The sequence below is a fragment of the Mesorhizobium sp. GW821-FHT04C10 genome, from assembly GCF_059420305.1.
In genome coordinates this window covers 6,166,266-6,181,449 of sequence record NZ_JBWKTL010000001.1, presented here as the reverse complement: position 1 = coordinate 6,181,449, position 15,184 = coordinate 6,166,266, and the positions used below count along the sequence as shown (strand labels likewise).

Genomic DNA, 15,184 nt, shown 5'->3' with positions numbered 1-15,184 from the left:
GGTGATCGGGACGTCGATCAACGCCGGCGAGTTCACGCTCGCGGCGCGAAACGACATCACCTTCTACGAGAACGTCTCCTACAAGGGCGGCGGTCTCGGGTCCGGCATTGGCGCAGAGAGCACATTTGACGCCGACAATGTCTTCGCGACCGTCCAGATCGGCACCAACACGGCCGTCGACAGCAATGTCGAACTGAGCACCGTCGGCGAGATGGATCTCAAGGCCGACACCAACGCAAATGCGGAACTGCATGTCAGCGTCGACAATTATGGCGGCGTGACCGTGTCCGTGGCCGACGCCACCATCAATCTCAGCCCGACCAACAGCATCCTCGTCGGCAACGGCTCGCACATCAAGGCGCTGTCCGACGTCAACATGCTGTCGGGCATGGATGCTAACTCCAACCACGACGTCTATCGCGTGGCGGTCTACAGCGACACCTTCGCCGGCAGCGTCATCCCGATCGACCACGTGGTTTCAGACGCGCTCCTGTACCAGGAAAACGTCATCACCATCTATACCGCCGCGCTGGTCGAGACCGGCGGCAACGTCAGGCTGTTCGCCGATAAATCCGCCTTCGCCGACATGACCTCGCAAGGCAAGGCGGTCAACTGGGCCTCGTCGCTGTCGGGCGCCATCGACAAGGCGCTGGGCGGCAATGCGTACGCACAGTTCGACGGCACCGCGCACACCGATTCGCACGCCTTCGTCACCGTCGACGGCACGGTGAGGACCGGCCTCAACCGCAACATCAATATCACCATCAACAAAATTGGCGGGACAACGGCCAACCCGACGATCGAATATAGCGGTCCCGGCTCCGAGACCGTCTCGCTGAGCGTTGATCAGGCGCCGCTGGTTTCCGGTTATTTCGACCTGATCGCCGATGCGGAAAGCAAGAAGGCCCAATACGCCGACAACCAAGACCTCGTCGATTTCTACGATCGCGAGATCGCGCGCATGACCAACGAGCTGCTCTTCCTTGGGCTTGCCAAGGTGGAAACGCTTGTTGACGGTAACGGCAACCCGATCCTGGACTCGAACGGGCATGTTCAGACCGCGCTTTTCGCGGTCCAGAAAAAGGTGCTGACAATCCATGTCGACCCGATCCTGGCGGCGGCCGGGTACATCGACATCCGGGGCGATGTGCTGCAGGGCCAGGGCAAGCTCGACGCGCCCGGCAACGTCAACGTCACGATCGTCAACAACACGGTCGCATTCCTCGACATCGGCGGCATCTACATCCCCGAGAACAATGGCGGCGTCTACTTCAACGGCTTCCAGAACGAGATTTCGCAGATCGACAATCCGGCGACCGATCCGGCCGTGGTGCGCGGCCTGCTCAACGGCGTGATCGCCGCCCAGAACCAGGCCAATGCCAACTCCGACAATTCGGACGGCCAGCGCGGCGGCGAGCCGGTGTTGGTGCCGGGCCTCGTCAACCTTGACATCACCCGCACCTTCGGTGTTGCGCCGGTCAACAAGGTGCTCATCCAGAACACGCTGATCGTCGATACCGCCCACAACCCGTGGCCGGGAATAACGATCTCCGGCGACATCGACGCGATCTCGGCCGACGTCACGATCGATAACCACGTCGGCTCTGGCAACATTACCATCACCGGCAGTATCCACAGCGCCTCATTGAAGGTCATCACCGCCGGCATGGTGGTGATCGACCTGCCGCCGGGCAGCGTGCTCAACACCGGCGGCGACCCCTATATCGCGTGGAAGCAGATCACCAGTCCGGATGGCATGGGCGCGGCGACCGACGCCAACCGCGACGCCGAACTCGCCAAGCAGCCGACCAGCGGCATCTATGCCAGCCTGATCTCGATCAACGCCGAATATGTGAACCTCAACGGCCTGATCCAGAGCGGTTCGAGCGACTATGTCCTGAACATCGGCGCCGACACGATCGCCGAGATCGACCAGATCAAGAAGGACATTGCCAGCGGCAAGATCCAGGGCGGCAAGGTCATGCTGAAGACCGTCCAGTACAACGAATTCAAGGCGTACTGGGATTCCGACCTCGGCAAGATCGTCGTCCAGGAGTTCAGGACGCCGGCCGGATCGATCACGATCACCGGCAAGCTGATGAACACCGGCAACGGGCAGATCAAGGCGCTTGGTGCCTATGTCAACGTCACCGTCAACAATGCGTCCAACTACGACGTGCTGATCAAGCGGATCGACGTGACGGAGCGCGGCCTCGGCACGATCATCCTGAACGACAAGTCGAAGCGCACCGACGGCGGCTACACGCAGACCTGGTACCAGACGCAGATCGACGGCACGGTCGACGTGCGCGTTGTCGACTTCGCGCCGGTGCTGAACGCGCTCGGCGCGAACGGCCAGCCCGTGCCAACCAAACAGATGGTCGAAGCCGGAACGGCAACACTCAAGACCTATACAGGCCAGCACAACGGCACCTGGGACTACGTCACGCAGTACAACCCGCAGGCGGGATGGCGCTACGGTTGGTCGGTTGCGACCAAGACGCTGGAAAGCGTGACGACCACCTATGGCACGTCGGCCTGGCTGGGGATCGATTTCCTCGCCAGGGATCCGGACAACGTCGTCAATACGGAATACACGCTGCTCGAGAAGCCGACCCTGGTCCCCGGCAGCGATTATTTCTACCAGAGCAACGTCTCCGACCCCTATACCCACAGCTCATCGACCGTGACACTGAGCGAAACCCCTCCAGTGCCCGGCGATAAGTGGACGACCAGCACCTGGTACGGCAAGAAGACCTACTACCAGAAATACACTGTCGAGCGTCGCACGCAGACGACGGCGACCAATTCGATCAAGGCCGATCTGCCGGTGCAGATCAGCTTCATCGGCTACGAGGAAGCGACGGTTAAGGTCAATTCGACCGGGGCCGGCAAGGTCATCATCGACAACGGCATCTACAACGATACCGGCCTTACTCAGATCGTCTCCAACACCACGATCGAGGCCAGCAACGACGATTCCGTCGTGCAGGGCGTGCGCGTCACGCTCGACGGCAATCTGGGCGTCGGGACCGCCGAACGGGCGCTGCAGATCGATCTCGTCGACCTCTACCCCCAAGGCTACAAGGGCCAGTCCGGCGTGAAGCCGACCGCCTACGCCTATCTGACCGGCCATTCCGCGAATGGCGACATCTACATCAAGGAACGCACCGGCGACATGTCGATCAATTCGGTCGTTGCCGACAAGGGCAATGTGACGCTGACGGCTCAGGCCGGCATCGTCGTCGCCGATTCCGGGCCGGGCACCTACCTGCAGGGTCTGGTGAAGGGTGCCAAGATCACGCTGGTCGCCGACACCTATGTCGACGGGCAGGGCGCCTTGCCGGTCGGCGCGCAGGGCGGTGTCGGCAATTCGGCGCTGCGTCCGCTGCTGCTCGACTCGGGCGATACCAAGGACGACAAGGTCAATGTCAGAGCGCAGGGCGACGTCTTCGTCTCCGAAGTTGCCGGTGACCTCCACCTTGAGCGTGCCATTACCCAGGGCGACGTCTGGATCCAGGTCCAGAACGGCTCGCTGCTCGATTCCGACGACGTCTCGGTCAAGGACAAGCGCACCTATGATGAATTGAAGGCCGGCGTCTGGACCGACCTGCAGCTGACCGGGACCACCGGTGTGCAGGACAAGATCAACTCGACGCTGCTCGGCTACGAGATGCTGAAGCGTGGCGACTACGACTCCTATTGGCGCCTCAAGGCGAACTACGACCAGGTCTCGGGGACGGTAAAGCTCAGCGATGCCGAGCGGCAGTACTACGAAGACACGCTTTCCCCGGATGACGCCGCGGCAGCAATTGCTACGCTTGAAGCCTCTCGGACGGCGCAGTTCACCAGTCTCGACGCAATTTACGCCAGCTATGGTTCGACCTATCGTCCGGACATCGAAACCGCCTACAAGCAGTATTGGGCTTATCGCCACACCCAGGCGGATGCGACCAGCTACAATCCCGGCACCGCCGTCGGCCTGACGGCGGGCCAACTCACCGATTATGCCGACCTGCAAATGATGTTCGGCCGCCTCGGCGAGACGCAGCAGGACACGACGCTGTTCATGAGCGCCGATATCAAGGCCGACTATGACCAGTATTGGAACTATCGGAACGGCCAGACCGATCCGACGAAGTTCGATCCCGAATATGTCGTGGCCATCACCGGCGCCGAATTGACCAGCCTGACAAGCGATCTGACGACGAAGGGTCAGCTCAGCGGCCTTTCCGGGAGTGCCCTCGACGCCTATGTGGCCGATGGGATCCAGACCGAGCGCGATATCCGCACCACGGAATACCACAAGCTCAACGAGCAGTTCGGGACGCTGAACGAGACGCAGGAGGACGCCAGCCGGACCTTCGGATACAAGCTCCTGTTTGCCGAGGGCGAAAAGGCGGCCGAACTCACCAGCACGATCAAGGTCTGGTCCGAGGCGGAACTGCTCAACGCGTTCGGATCCGGACTGACCAAGTCGGTGACCGACACCGAAGTGGTGATCGAAAGCGCCAACATCGTCGGCAAGAACATCGAGATCCACACCAGCCAGAACATCGGCATCGTGCTGGGCGAACTCAACATCGATCTCAGCGACGGCAACAAGCATATCATCCTGACCGACGACCAGCGCGTCGCGCTCGCTGCCGCCGAGCGGCAGGACATCGTCTATGTCGGCGGCTATGAGACCTCGCCTGGCGTCGTTGCCAGTTCCTATATCGCCTCGACAGTCGTCAACTTTGCCGCCCTGGCCGGCGGCACGAAAGGTACGATCACCGGCGCCAGCGCCTGGCCGGCCGGCATGTTCAAGCCGGGTGACCTGCTTTACATCGCCGGAAACACACAGAACACGACCGAAGACGACGCCTATTTCACCATTGCCTCGGTGGTCGGCAACGTGATCACGGTAAACCTTGCTCCCGATCAGTCGTTCGTCACCGAGCTCGGCCGCACGGTCACGCTCGCCGCCGTCGTCGACGATCCGCTGAGCACGACCGAGCGCATTACCCGCATCATCGTCAATCGCCGCGAAGACGTCGACTTGACAGTGGGCAACCTGCTTACGGCCAAGGCCGGGGGCGCCATCTATCTCGGTTCCGAAACCACCATCAAGCTCGGCAATGTGGTTGCCGGCGAGGGCCACGCGAACGGCGACGACATCCGCATCAAGACCAGCGGCAGTCTGATCAACGGCGCGACGAGCGGCGTCAATCTGGACGGCGCCAACATCCTGCTGGAAGCCAGCAAGGGCCACATTGGCGAGGACGGCACTCCCGTCACCGTAACGATGCGCGGCGAGGGCGGGCTCATTGCCAGGGCACAGGACGATGTCCGTATCACCGCGCCGACCAGCGACCTCAGGGTGGAATCCGTCTATTCGAAGGGCGGCGACGCTTTCCTGACCGCGACGGTGCAGTCGATCCTCGACGCGCTGCCGGGCTCGACCGCGACCAAGGTGCAGGCACAGCATATATCGCTCAGTGCCGGCGAAAGCATCGGAACGAGCACCAACGCGCTCGAGATCGACGTCACCGGTAACCTGTCGAGCGACCCTGCGATCAATGCGACGAACCGCGGCACGATCATCGCGATAGCGGGCGGCTCGATATTCCTGACGGAAACGCACGGCGACATGAATGTCCGCGGCATCCATTCGATCAACGGGGATGTCACTTTGGTCGCCGAAGAGGGATCGATCATCGATGCCGAGCTTCCCGATCCAAACTACAATCTCACCATTCCGGACTCGAATATCGACCCGTCGCATCCGACACGGGCAGTCGTGCTGCCAAAGGCCGATGTCATCGGCCGCAACATCAACCTCACCGCGCATCTCGGCATCGGCACCGTCGCCAACGAGCTTGATATCGACAGCTCCGCGTCCGGGCCGGGCACTGTCAGTGCGCACACCGATCTCGAGAGCATCTATCTCATCGAGACCTCAGGCGATCTCGTCCTCAACGAGGTCGGCGCCGGGACGGCCAATGCAGCGGCGTTCGCCGACGCGGTGGCCTTCATCACCGCGGTCAACGGCAGCATCCTGAACGGTCGCACCGACGGCCTTGCCAATGTCATTTCGAAGAAAACCTATCTGTTCGCTTCCAAGAGCATCGGCACGTCCTCGAAGCGCGTCACAACCTCGGTCGCCAATCTCGAATCCTGGTCCTACGAGAACGACACGTGGATTCAGAATCTTGGTGCGCTCGAAGTTGGCGGCGTGCGCGCCGAGACCTCCGGCGTCAATGCCGGGGGCGGCGCCTATATCATGGCGTCGAGCCCGATCCTGATCACCGAAAGCAGTATCGCCCAGCACGCCACGCTCGAATTCTGGGCCGAGGACGACCTTGAGGGCACACACATTGGCGATGACGACCTGCCGGACGACATCACCGTCGCGGCGGGCGTGACACTGGAAGCCTCGGTCGGCGATGTTCGTATCCTGGCGGGCGACAACGTCTATACCGATGCGACCTCGGTCATCATCTCGCCCACCAAGATATTGATTGCCGGCGACTATCAGGCTCCGGCGGTGACAGACCCTGATCCAGGCGTGGGCTCCAGCATCGAACTGCACGGCACGCTGCAGGCGCCGCAGATCGAGATCGCGGGCGGCGGCGACAAGGACAACATCCTGATCGACGTGGCCGCGCTGCGCGGCAATACGCTTGTCCATGGCGGAGGAGACGAGGATCTCATCACCGTCAACAAGCTGCCGTCGATGACCACCTACCTGGGCAAGGACGTGGCGCTGGGCGCCAACGGCCTGCCGGCCTTCGGCCGCGACGCGACCGGTCGCATCATTCGCGACGAACTGACGATCGACGGCGAGGGCGGCACGGATTCCGTGCTCGTCAACATCAAGGGCAATGCCGACTACGTCATGAACATCCATGACAGCGGCGCCGGCGGTGACGGCGTCGACACGCTGACGATCGAGGGCACGAGCGTCGCGGACACGTTCCTGTTCCGCAAGAACTTCATCGCCCACATGGTGCCGGACGGCAGCGGCGGCTACAAGTCCGCCGTCGAGCGCATCAACTATGATGCCAGCAGCAACGGCCGCGTCATCGTCGAAGGCAATGACGGTGACGACCGCTTCTATTTCGACGACAATTCGGCGATCCTCACCGTTGACGGCGGCATCGGCAACGACTTCTTCCAGGTTGGCCAGATCTTCGGGAGTTCACGCGACCAGAAAGTCGATGCGAATGGCAAACTCGACCCGAACGGCGCCTATGCCATCATCTCGGAGGAAGACCGCTTCGCCACGATCGAGACGACCCTTGGCTACCTGTCGCAAGGCATCAGCGTGCCTGCCGTGCTCTATGGCGGCAGTGGCGAGGACATGTTCGTCGTCTACTCCAACCATGCCGACCTCAGGCTCGAGGGCGAGGACGGCAATGACGAGTTCATCATCCGCGCCTTCGCGCTGGCCGACGGCGTCAATGTCAAGGTCAATGGCGGCAATGGCGACGACGTCATCCAGTACAATGTCAACGCGCCGGTCAACATCGACGGCGGCGCCGGATTCGACAGGGTCGTGGTGTTGGGCACCGAGTTCGCCGACACGTTTGTCATCACCAAGGACGGCGTCTACGGCGCCGGCCTGACGGTCAAGGTCAGCAACGCCGAGGCGATGGATGTCGACGGCCTCGAGGGCGACGACACGTTCTACGTGCTGTCGACCGCCGACGACATCGTCACCACCCTGATTGGCGGCCTCGGCAGCGACACCTTCAACGTCGCGGGCGACGTAACGCAGACCGTTGTGTCGGACGATACCAATGGCGACAGCGGCACGATCACGCATACGGTGACCAGCGCCGACCCGCGCTACAGCGGCCTGTTCACGCCCGGTATCGATCTTACCACCAAGGGCAGCACGGCCGTTGCGGTCAATGTCGGCGACGGGCTCACGGTCAAGGAAGACGACGCGACCTCGGTGGACAGCTACACGCTGACGCTGCCGATGGCGCCGGTTGCCGGCACCATCGCCTATGTCACGGTCTCGGCCGCGCAGGCGTCGGCCCAGCAGCGTGCCAAGCAGGGCCAGACCATCCTGGTCTCGCTGACCGGAAACGCCGACGACTGGCACGAAGCCGTGACCGTCGCCTTCGACGGCTCGAACTGGCAGGCAGGGCGGCAGATCTTCGTCAAGGCGATCTCCGACAACGCCGAGGAGGGCAAGACCGTCGTTGCCATCAGCCATTCGGTCATCAATGTCGACAGCAATGGCGTCGCCCAGCCGCTCAACAATCTCGAGATCCCGAACGTGCTTGTCACCGTCATCGACGACGACAAACCGGACGCCATCATCACCGAAAGCGGCGGCTCGACGAGTGTGATCGAAGGCGGCGCCGCCGATGGCTATACTGTCGTGCTGAACAAGCCGCCGGCAGTCGGCGAAACCGTCACCGTGACATTGTCCTCCAGCAGCAACCAGGTTGATCTGTCGCGCACCGCCATCAAGTTCGGGCTGGTCGCGGATGCCGCAAACAATGTCTTCGCCTGGAACGACGCGCAGACCGTGCTTGTGTCCTCGCCGACCGATTCCACGCCCGAGAACCGTATTGTCGCCACCATCAGCAATGTCGTCACTTCGGACAAGGCGGATGGCGTTTATGCCGTCGTCGATACCCAGAAGGTCAGTGTCGAGGTGGTCGATTCCGATACGGCAGCGGTTCGGATCATCGAAACCAATGGCAGCACCGTCGTGTCGCAAGCAGGCGAAACCGACAGCTACCAGATCGTGCTGACGACCAAGCCGACCGCGCCGGTCACGGTCCATATTGCCATTGACGGCCAGGCGCGCGTCGATCTCGCCGCTTCTCCAGGCGTGCAACAGGACGCCGGCGGCTATTTCGTGACGTTCAACGACACCAACTGGGATCAGCCGGTTACCGTCAACCTGGTCTTCGACGCCGCCGGCCAGGCGCCGCCGGAAGGCATCCGTGTTTTCTCCCAGCAGCCGCATGACCTGACCCGCATCGGCGGCCCCCTGTTCGTCGAAGGCGGTGTCGGATCGGAAGACCGTTCGCTGACGCCTTCGGTGGCGCTGCCGGACGAGTTCAACCCGGAAGTGATCCGGCAGATAGAGGTCGATGACGGCACCGATGTGGACCAGCTCGTCGTATTCAGCGACACCGCCCAGGCGCCGCTGACCGGCGTGTTGACCGACACGCACATATCCGGCCTGGGCATGCCGGCGAACCCGTTGTCGGTCGACTACAATGACGGCAATCCGCCGGTCAACGTGCCGCGCGGCATCACCTACACCAACCTGCAGGTGGTCGAGGTTCTGCTTGGCGTGGCCAACGACAACTTCACCATCAACAGCACCAAGGACCAGACCTTGACCGTCGTGCATGGCGGCGGTGGCAGCGATACGCTGACTGTCCACGACAGCACCGGACCGGTCGTCCTGTTCGGCGACACCTCGGCCAATGGCTTGCGCTACAGCTCGACGCCCGGCACGCCGAACGGCACCGCCTATTCGTTCCTCAACACCGGTGACGACATCATCGACGCATCGGGCGCCCATGGTATCGTCGTCATCGACGGAGGCGCCGGCAAGGACACCCTGACCGGTGGCCACAGCACGAACTTCATCGCCGGCGGCGCCGACGCCGACCATATCTTCGGTGGCATCACCGGCAAGAACTGGATCATCGGCGACTCGTCCTTCGACGTCGACTACCTCAACCGCACCGTCATCATCGATGATGACGGCATCAACGCCCAGGGCGTCACTGAAACGGCCGGCGCCGATATCATCACCGGTGGTGACACCGGTGATGATATCATTGGCGATCACGGCATCATCACGCAGGTTGCGACCATCGCCGGTTCCAGCCTCGTTCTGGTGCCCGGCACGCTCGACATGATGGTCGACCGCGCGGTGATCAAGGTCGAGACATCGAACCCGTCGGTGGGCGGCAACGACCAGATCGATGCCGGCAAGGGACCCAATATTGTCTTCGGCGGCTTCGGCGCCGACATCATCAAGAGCACCGGCGGCCAGGACCTGATCGTCGGCGACAATGGCAGCGCCGAATTCGCCAACGGTCTGCCGAAGATCGTCAAGACCACCTATCCGCAGTTCGGCGGCGCCGATCAGATCACCAGCGCCGGCGGCCGCAACATCCTGGTCGGCGGCTCGGCCGGCGACACCATCAAGGTCCTCGGCGGCAGCGCCATGGACATCGGCGACGTCGTGCTCGGCGACAATGGCGTGATCCTGTTCGACGCCATCGGCAATGTCACCAGCATCGAAAGCACGGACCCGATCTACTACGGCGACGATGTGATCGAGACGGGTGCGGGCGACAACATCGTGATTGCCGGCTCAGGCAACGACAAGGTGACCTCGCAGGGCGGCGACGATGTTATCCTCGGCGACAATGGCAAGGCGACGTTCGCAAACAACATCTTGCTTCGCATCGAAAGCACCTTCGCCGATTTCGCACCGCTTCTGAACGGCGCACCTGTGCTGATCGGCTACAAGGATACGATCAAGGCCGGATCGGGCCGCAATGTCGTCTTCGGCGGCAATGGCGACGACGATATCACCGCCGGCGACGGCGACAGCGTCATCCTCGGCGACAACGGCCTGGCGGTTTTCGATGCGACAGGCCGGCGTGTCTCGGTCGAGACGACAGATGTCACCTATGGCGGCAACGACACCATCACCATCGCCAGCGGCAATCATGTGCTGATGGGCGGTTCGTTCGCCGACAAGATCGTTGCCGGCGGCGGCAACGATGTCATCCTGGGCGACAACGGCATTGCCCTCTACGTCGATGGCAAGATGAGGTCAGTGCGCAGTGCATGGACCAAGGACGACGGCATCGACGATATCCAGGCCGGCAACGGCAGCCATGTCGTGTTCGGCGGCGGTGCAGGTGACAAGATCAAGATCGGTACCGGCAACAGCGTCGTCTTCGGCGACAGCGGATATGCCGAGTTCGACAACACCTTGCCGACGCTCGCCTATTCGATCGACACCGCCAAGGGTGGTGCCGACACGATCACGACCGGCGACGGCGACAACATCGTGGCTGGCGGCGCCTTTGGCGACGCGATAACCACCGGAAATGGTGCCGATGTCATCTTCGGCGACAACGCCCGGTTCGAATTCGCGATCGCAACTGTCTTGGGACAGCGCGTTGCCAACCTGCAGAGAGGCTTCACCATCAATCCGCTTGATGGCGGCAATGACTTGATCAATGCGGGCGGCGGCAATGACATTGCGGTCGGCGGTACCGGCGCGGACGAGATCCACGGTGGCGCGAACGACGACCGCCTGTTCGGCGATCATGCGCTGTTCGACCTGACGTTGCCGGAAAACCAGCGGATCATCTCGATCTACACCACCAATCAGGACGGCGCTGGAAACGACACGATCTACGGCGATGCCGGCAACGATATTATCGTCGGCCAGCAAGGCAACGACCGGCTGTTCGGCGGCGATGGCGATGACGACATCACCGGCGGCCACAATGTAATCGGCGGCGCTGACGGCGACGACTATGTCGAGGGTGGGGCCGGCGAAGACGTCGTGCTTGGCGACAATGGCCTGATCGCCCGCAAGGTGGTCGGCGGAACGTCGTGGAAGAACACCGTATGGCAGCTCGATCCCGCAATTCCCGGCAAAGCGCCGTCGTTGCTTCGAGACGTCATCCGCTTCGATCTGATCGATGGCGTCGGCGGCAAGGATGAGATCCACGGCGGCGACGGCGATGATCGGATTTTCGGCCAGCGTGGTGACGACCGTCTGTATGGCGATAACGGGATCGACGAGATCGTCGGCGGCCTCGGGTCCGACACGATCGAAGGCGGCGCTGGGGTGGACTATCTGCTCGGCGACGAAGGCCAGATTCTGCGAGCTTTCAACCCCAACGGAACCGCGTTGCTGAACAGCGATGGCAGCTGGCACCGCGATGTGGTGCTGGAAGAAGTCGCCACGATGGTCAGCATCGTCTCGATCAGTTCCAGCAAGACGGCATCGCGCGCCAATCTGGCTTCGAACCTGCTCAGTCCCGACATGCTGCTGGTCGGCGGGGTCGTCGATGCCAATGGCGTCCAGGTGACGTTGGCTGGCGGGACATGGGACACGCAGGCGATCGGCATAGACCTTGAAGCCGCCTATGATGACCACATCGACGGTGGCGACGGCAACGATGTGATCTTCGGCCAGCGCGGCAACGACACGCTGCTTGGCGGGCTCGGCGACGACACGATCTTCGGCGACCGCGCCTCCAACGGGAGCGGTTTCCAGACGGACCTGCCCAAGATCGTAAATGCCTATCGCATCATCGGCGCGGCAGCGGGTCTCAACATCTCGCTGCCGATCGGCGGCCAGCTGGTGGTGCCGGGTGCAAACCTGCTGCCATCGGAATTGACGAATTCCTTGCCGCAGCTCGAGATTCTGCCGGGGGCCAGCGGCTTCCTTGGCGAGTTCTCGGCCAAGAACGACATCATGCGCGTCGATGGAAAGCATATCGAGGTGTTTGCCTCGGTGCTGTCGGATGTGACGCGGGTGAAGGACCTGGCTTACGGCAATGACATAATCGATGGCGGTGCCGGCAACGATAGCATTTTCGGCGACGACGGACGTATCACCACCATCACCGAGACCGGCCTGACGGCTATCGACAACGAGGTTGCCGGCCTGTCGGTCTCGATGAACGACCTGCTGCTCGACCTGTCATCGCTTGGATTTGCCAAAAACGCGCTCGATGCGGCTCCAAAAGCGGCCATCATCAATGTGACGGTTGGGGCGGACCAGATCACCGGCGGCGATGGCGACGACACCATATTCGGCGATACCGGGACCATAATCGTGCCGGCGACCGCGCTGACCATGGTCGGCACCAACCTCACCGCTGGGGCGCTCAGCCTGCACAACTGGCTGATGGATTTCCAGACCGTCGTCACCGACATGTCGTACACGGCCCATGCGGCCGGCGAACAGGTGATCGCCGATTTCGGCGTCAAGACCAATACGACGAATGCCACCTTCGTTGCCGGTCAGTCGACGCTGCGGGGCGCAACCTATCGGCTGAACATCGGGAACGACGTCATCCATGGCGGCCTGGGCAACGATTTCATCGTCGGCGACAACGGCATCGTCGTGCTGCCGGCCGTAAGCGCGGCGAATTCAGCCACGCTGGCCGGCGTCTCGACGGCCGAACTCTCCGCTGTCAACGCCGCGCTGGCGGCGCAGGACAAAACCCGGACCACCGCGCTGGCGGCCCATATAGCGCGCGACCACGCCATCAACGCCAACGCCAACAAGGTCGGCAACTGGCTGTTCGGTAACGGCCTGGGCTATACGCTCAATGTCGGCAACGACCAGATATTCGGCGATGCCGGCAACGATGTCCTGATCGGCGACGTGGGGCTGATCGAGCAGCCGATGCTGACGATCGCGAGCACGTCGTCGACCGCCAAGTCGATTGCCGACGGTCTGCAAGACGCCTTCTTCAAGACGATCGATCGGCTCTATCTGGGCAATATCAGCGCGACGCGGGCGCGTGCCGAGGCTTGGGGCGTACAGTCGACGCTTACCGCTTCCAAGACCGTGGACTGGTCGCAGAACGGGTCAAGGAGTTCCTGGCTGCTCAATACCCAGGACAAGCGCCAGTCGCAGCGTCCTGCCGCCGATTACATCGTCCTCGACAGCGATGTCATGGACGGCGGCATCGGCAATGACCTGATGTTCGGCGATATGGCGGCCGTCATTCCGATCGTCACCGGCACCACAGGCGCCGGCATGATCCAGAGCATGCGGGTCCTGCCTGTCGGGGAAACCGCCGCTACGCTGACGGCGACGCTCCGTTACGTCTACAACTATGGCGCGTTCGGTGCCTTGCATGGCGCCTTGACGACCGATGTGAACACGCCATCGCTGTTCAAGATCGATGCTGATCGGCTTATCGGCAACGACGGTGACGACGTTCTCTATGGTCTGCTCGGCGACGACTATATTTCGGGCGGCGCAGGCAACGATCAACTGTCCGGCGGCAACGGCTTCGATACCGTCAATGGCGGTATCGGCACCAACATCTATGCCTTCGATCGGACACGTGACAAGGTCGAGGCCGGCGGCGGCACGGATGTGGTCCGTCAGTCGCTGGATGCAGGCTCCAGCAGCCTGGTGCTGGGCAACTCCTGGATCAGCCCGCTGATGACGCAACTTGGCGCCAATGCCAGGACCGCGGCAGCATCGCTGGACCCGATCGGATTGAATTCGGTCAGGGTTGGCGCCGCGTCAGCCCCGGCGAATGGCATCAGCACGACGCCCAAAATCATCAACACGGTCGCTCAGCCGCCGGTCTATCGCCCGACCGCTGACTTGACGTTCATAAAGGGTCTCGATGAAACGACGCTGCCCAACGCGGCCGGACTCCTGATGGCGTTTGCGGCTGCCAAGCCGCAAACGGATGTGCAGGTTTCCGCGGCGGCGGTGAAGCCAGCGGCTGCTCCGGCAGTGGCAGCTCCGGCAGCGAAGGCTCCGGTCGCGCCTGTTGTGACAGTGGCGCCTCCGGCAGCGAAGGCTCCGGCTGCGCCTGTTGTGACAGTGGCGCCTCCGGCAGCGAAGGCCTCGATTGCGCCTGTGGTCAAGACAGTGGCAGCCCCGGCAGCGAAGGCCTCGGTTGCGCCCGTGGTCAAGACAGTGGCGGCTCCGGCGGCGAAGGCCTCGGTTGCGCCTGTGGTCAAGACAGTGGCGGCTCCGGCGGCGAAAGCTTCGGTTGCGCCCGTGGTCAAGACAGCGGCGGCTCCGGCGGCGAAGGCTTCAGCTGCGCCCGTGGTCAAGACAGTGGCAACTCCGGCGGCGAAAGCTTCGGTTGCGCCCGTGGTCAAGACAGCGGCGGCTCCGGCAATGAAGGCTTCGGTTGCGCCTGCGGTGAAGACTTTGGCTACCCCCGTGAAGAAGGAAAATACTGCGGCGCCGTCCCAGCTGATATCGGGCATTCGCAGCGGCGACATCACCATCAAGGGCACCACAGTCGTTCCGACGCCTTCGAAAGATGTCATTCGCAGTGTTGGCAATGTAGCATTCCGGATCAGGGAAGAGTTGGGGGCCGCCCCCTACATCGATCGCGACGTCCTGTTCTTCGATGCCGAGACCGGTTCGTTCGAGCTGCCCGCCGATCATGACGACGATATCGCTTTTCACTAG

1 protein-coding gene (running past one end of the window) is annotated in these 15,184 nt (G+C 62.5%); it reads left to right on the top strand.

The genetic code is table 11. The annotated features are described in order from the left end of the window. A protein-coding gene (locus AC07UC_RS29820; protein ID WP_494908349.1) for an LEPR-XLL domain-containing protein crosses the window boundary here: on the top strand, positions 1 to 15,184 show its 3' portion. The gene continues 15,128 nt to the left of window position 1, outside the view; the window shows 15,184 of its 30,312 coding nt (coding positions 15,129-30,312); its start codon lies beyond the left edge, outside the window; its stop codon occupies positions 15,182 to 15,184.